Source organism: Bittarella massiliensis (ex Durand et al. 2017), from assembly GCF_009876955.1.
GTDB classification, from domain to species: Bacteria; Bacillota; Clostridia; order Oscillospirales; family Ruminococcaceae; genus Bittarella; species Bittarella massiliensis.
The window spans coordinates 1-4,354 of record NZ_WWVY01000041.1 but is presented as its reverse complement, the minus strand read 5'-3'; the positions used below and the strand labels follow the sequence as shown (position 1 = coordinate 4,354).

Sequence of the window (4,354 nt, the reverse complement as noted above, 5' to 3'; positions counted from 1 at the left end):
CAGGCCGGGAAGTATTTATACTGTGACACATCTCAAAAAGATATATTTGAGAAGCAAATCCGCGCAGCAATAGCGGACCTTCAAAATGAAAATCCTATGATTTCATACGAGGAATGTATTGCAATCATTGGGAACCCTCAAGATGCGGCCGGAAGCTTTTTGGATACTCTCCCCGAAAATGTTGTCGCAATTTGTCATCGCAAAAAAAGACGTAGAACCTGGTTGCTGCGGATTGGCGGCGCTGTACTAATAGGCATTTTAGCCTTTTCTGTTTTCTATATGTGGAAAAGCAAAAAATTCCGTGTGGTAGAAGTGAATACTACTATTGTTGATTTTGGGAATGTTGATACAAGTAACTCAGATTGGGATGAATTCCCGAATCTTTTAGAATAAATTATTTTTAAGGAGGCTTTCTGTGTGAAAAAACTTGTTTCTTTAGCAATAGCTGCGATTCTAGTATTTGTGTTAGCTGTTCCTGCATTTGCTCTTGAACCTGAAACGCAGGTTATTGACTTGGGAACCGTCGACCTCGGAAATGGTGTGTCATACCATACGGTATTGACCATCGAAAACTCAGCTTTACGCGCATCAGTGAAAAAAGGCAGTATTACACGAGACTTTTCCTATTATGGCGCGGCAATCGGAAGTGTTCAGCTTAATGGGATTTTTTCATATGATGGTCATACGGCTACTGCAACATCTGCAAGCGTTTACCATACCGTTTCAAATGGATGGAGTTATGGTGGTGAATCTTCTTGGTGCAGCGGCAATACTGCGAATATGTCTGCTACATTTTCAAAAGGGAGCGCTTCTGTGCCTGTATCAGCAACGCTGTCTTGTTCGCCCACTGGTGCTTTAAGTTGATCTCAACTGGTGTTTAAAGCAAAACAAACGAAGCACAAGGCCGAGGAATGGGAATTTCTGCCCGTTCCTCGGCCTTGTCATTTATTGCTTTTTAGAAGATTAATTCTTGTTTCTTTTTTTCCATTCCTGAAACGCCCGTTGTCCTTCTTCCGTTTCGTAAAACGCCTGGATTTTCGGAAGTAGGAACCTTGCAAACTGTTCCAGATCCTCCACCGGCACGCCCTGACGTGCTGTGTTTTCTTTCCGCCTGTTACTCTCCCGTTCCGCCATGTATCTGCTTTTCTTTAACCCATCCGGTCTCCTTTCCGCCGGGCCGTCCCCGGCGCCTGCTCATTCCATCTGCTCACAACTGCATTTCCCAATCCCGGCTCCGCTGCTGCGTCCGGCTTTGCCGTGTCACCGATTGCTCCCGGCGGTGCTCCCGCAGGACCCCCGAAAGAAATTCGCTGACACGCCGCGGCGCGATTTTTACCGCCTCGCGGTAAGAGCGCGTATCCATCCAAAGCTGATGCAGACGCTCCTCCGTATCTTCCGCCTCACGGCGCAGCCGCCACAGCATCGTGCCGCTGTTCTGCAGCTCCTGCGCCAGATGGCGGTTTTCCACCTGCAATCCTGCCGCCGATTCCGCCAGCTTCAGCAGCCTCGCATAATCATCCTCGGGCAGCTCGATCCGCTTTGTCAAGGCCTTCCGTCTGCTGCGCCCGTGCATCTGCCGTACATCGCCTATGTCGGCCTGTACAGCCCGTAAATCGCCTGCTGCGGCTGTAACCTCGCCGCGCAGTTCATCCCGCTGTTTTCGGGCTTCTTCCGCCTGTGTACCCAGGTCTCCAATTTCCTGCCGAAGTTCCTGCACAACCTGCCTGTCCTGTTTGACCTTGTATTCCAGTACATCCAGGTGCTCCGCCGTACTTCCCTCGATACCACGTTCAAAATCCGTGAAACCCGCCGCCTTCATGTGTTCATAAAAAGCGGTTTGCAGCAGGCTGTAAGAACTGATAAGCCTCGGCCTGCCGTCCTTTTTCAGAACTGGCCTGCCAGTTTCATCTGTCGCCGGGACCATCGGCCACTTTTTACTATGGCTTACCTGCATGACCGTTTCCCGAACGGTCCCACGCAGTGCGGGGTCCCTGCAGCGCTTTGACCACCGGATCTCCTTTTCCACCACCGGAAGATAAATAACATGCATGTGGTAATGGAACACATCTTTTCCCAGCCTGTCACTGGCTTCCCGGTTCCTCTCGTCCGCGTGCATCACCGCCGATATCACATATTGTTCTCCGCCCGCGATCTGTTTGGCCAGTTCATACGCTTCGGCATAGAACTTTTTNTGGTAATGGAACACATCTTTTCCCAGCCTGTCACTGGCTTCCCGGTTCCTCTCGTCCGCGTGCATCACCGCCGATATCACATATTGTTCTCCGCCTGCGATTTGTTTGGCCAGTTCATACGCTTCGGCATAGAACTTTTTTGCGTACTCATATCCGCCGTGCCGCTCGAAATATTCCGTATTTACATCAAATACCATTTCATCGAATACATAGGCGTCCGGCTTTAAGCCACGGGTGCTTACGGCTCCCTCCGCAACCATCCTGTCGAATTGCTGTGCATATGTTGGTGCACCGCATGCTTTGAAAACGACATTTTGGCTGCTGTACTCCAGTAAAACATCCGGATTCGAGTACGCTTCATTTTTTCGCTCGTTATGCCTTTCCCGTACCCCGATTGCGTTTTTGCGGTAACGCTCATTGCGCACCACCGTCCTGCTCGTTTTCCTTATCGGCTCCTCCTTTCTCCTTGTACCGGCCTTTGCATCCGCCGTCCTGCGGGGCGCGCAGACGCTTTTGAAAGCGTCTGACCCACTAGGACACTTTCCGGCCAGGGCCGGCAAAGTGTCCGTGGGCCCGCTGCGGCGGGGAGGAATGGGCGGCGGCTGTGCTGCTCTGTTTTGCCTTTGTTCTGCCGCCGCCCATCTCCTCGCTGTCCTGCCGTTGACGCCCGTGGCGGAACGGTTTCGCTCTGAAACATTCCGCCGCTTTCTGTGTCTGTGATATATGTCAGCATACATCCCGACACATTAAGCGTATCACTGCTTGTTTTCAATGACAAGATGTGTTACTATGATTTCGTGTAGGATAAAAGAACACGCTTTGTGAGCTGCTGTGAAACACAGGCAAATTCACACAGGATAGGATGGGGAACAGGATGCGCGGTAAAACCTATGTCTATTTTAACGGCAAGACCGAATACATCGGTACAGGCGGAGAAGAACAAACCGCCTATCCGCTGGGTTCGCTCGTTTTCGGGACACTCGACGTTGATTGGGAACCGTATCTGGAACAGGCACGCGCGCTGCGCCGCGCCTATACAGGCGTGGATTTCGGCGAAACCTGCACGATGCCGCAGCGGCTGTCCGAGCCGGAGACCTGTGTGTATTATCAGGTCGCGGAGTTCTATCACAATATGTCCCTGAGTGTCAAGACCGTTTCTCCGGCATTCTTTGACCTGCTGGAGGGATACTGCCTGGCAGTATGGCGTGCCTACGACCAGGAAAGTGAGCCGTATCTTGAGGCCCTGGCCTCCGGCGTGAATGATACAGGCTTGTCCCGATCCGAGGTGCACCAGAGGCTCATCCACCTGGGAAACCAGGCGATTACCGGAAACATTATGGAAGGCTACTGCCGGAGCTTTCCGGCATATACCGAACAGATGAAGTATTACATCGAATGGGAGACCGAGGACCGTTCTCTGTGTGAAACGGCACTGCTGGTGCTGGACTATTTTATCAACTTCCTGAAGAAGATCAGCGCCTTCCAAAAGGACCTGCGGGTTCTTATCGGTGTAACACTTTGCGGTAAGGACGGCCAGCCGCTTTCTGCTCCGTCCGCACGGCTGTTAAAGCTGGCGGAGAATAATGGAGAGCTCTATGGCAGATGCAGCAGAATGCTGGATGATGTACACATCAAGCTGCAGCAGTACATGCCGGAGGGCATAAAGAAGGGCGGCGTTGCCGCCGCCACATTTTACGCAAGTGATAACCTGCCTGCGCTTGTATTTCTGGAATTTCAGCAGATGTGCGCGCTTGATCTGCGTGTCGCACGCTGTGAAAACTGCGGCAGGCTGTTCCTGCCATTTTCGAGCCGCACCAAATACTGCGACCGCGTGTGCGACGAAGACACGGGAGCATCCTGCAAGGAGGTCGCGGCACGGGAGAAATACGCCGCACAGGTGAAAGCGGACAAGGCGCGGCAGCTCTACCAGCAGCTGCGGAACAAATACCAGATGCGCTGCGCTCGCGCACAGGGGAACGCCAAAATGCGCGAGGACTACAACAAATGGCGTGATACCGCGCAGAAGGCAATGGTCAAATACCAGGTAGGGGAGATGTCCTTCGAGCAGTTTGCGGAATGCATTCAAATTCCATAGAAAGCAAACAGACCGCGCAGAAGATATCTCTCCTGTGCGGCCTGCTTGCTCTACTTTAAAATCATGT

General features: G+C 52.1%; 5 protein-coding genes. 3 read left to right on the top strand and 2 right to left on the bottom strand.

Annotation, left to right across the window (positions count from 1 at the left end; genetic code table 11):
- The coding region (locus tag GT748_RS14935; RefSeq protein WP_161222405.1) for a hypothetical protein at window positions 1-393 on the top strand (393 nt) is incomplete at its 5' end.
- 24 nt (window positions 394-417) lie between these two features.
- A complete protein-coding gene (locus tag GT748_RS14930; protein WP_133304157.1) occupies window positions 418-864 on the top strand; it encodes a hypothetical protein in 447 nt (148 codons plus the stop codon).
- 99 nt (window positions 865-963) lie between these two features.
- Here GT748_RS14930 and GT748_RS15210 read toward each other — a convergent pair whose 3' ends face one another.
- Together GT748_RS15210 and GT748_RS14925 are read right to left on the bottom strand one after the other, a co-directional pair.
- Entirely contained in the window at window positions 964-1,134 is a 171-nt protein-coding gene (locus tag GT748_RS15210; protein WP_172615851.1) for a hypothetical protein, read from the bottom strand.
- Window positions 1,135-1,207: 73 nt separating this feature from the next.
- Window positions 1,208-2,929, bottom strand: a complete 1,722-nt coding sequence (locus GT748_RS14925; RefSeq protein WP_243148999.1) for a plasmid recombination protein — start codon at window positions 2,927-2,929, stop codon at window positions 1,208-1,210.
- Window positions 2,930-3,066: 137 nt separating this feature from the next.
- Here GT748_RS14925 and GT748_RS14920 point away from each other — a divergent pair, with 137 nt between their 5' ends.
- Window positions 3,067-4,287 carry a DUF6076 domain-containing protein gene (locus GT748_RS14920; RefSeq protein ID WP_161222403.1) on the top strand — a complete coding sequence of 407 codons (1,221 nt, stop codon included), beginning with the start codon at window positions 3,067-3,069 and terminating at the stop codon, window positions 4,285-4,287.
- Window positions 4,288-4,354: the final 67 nt, after the last annotated feature.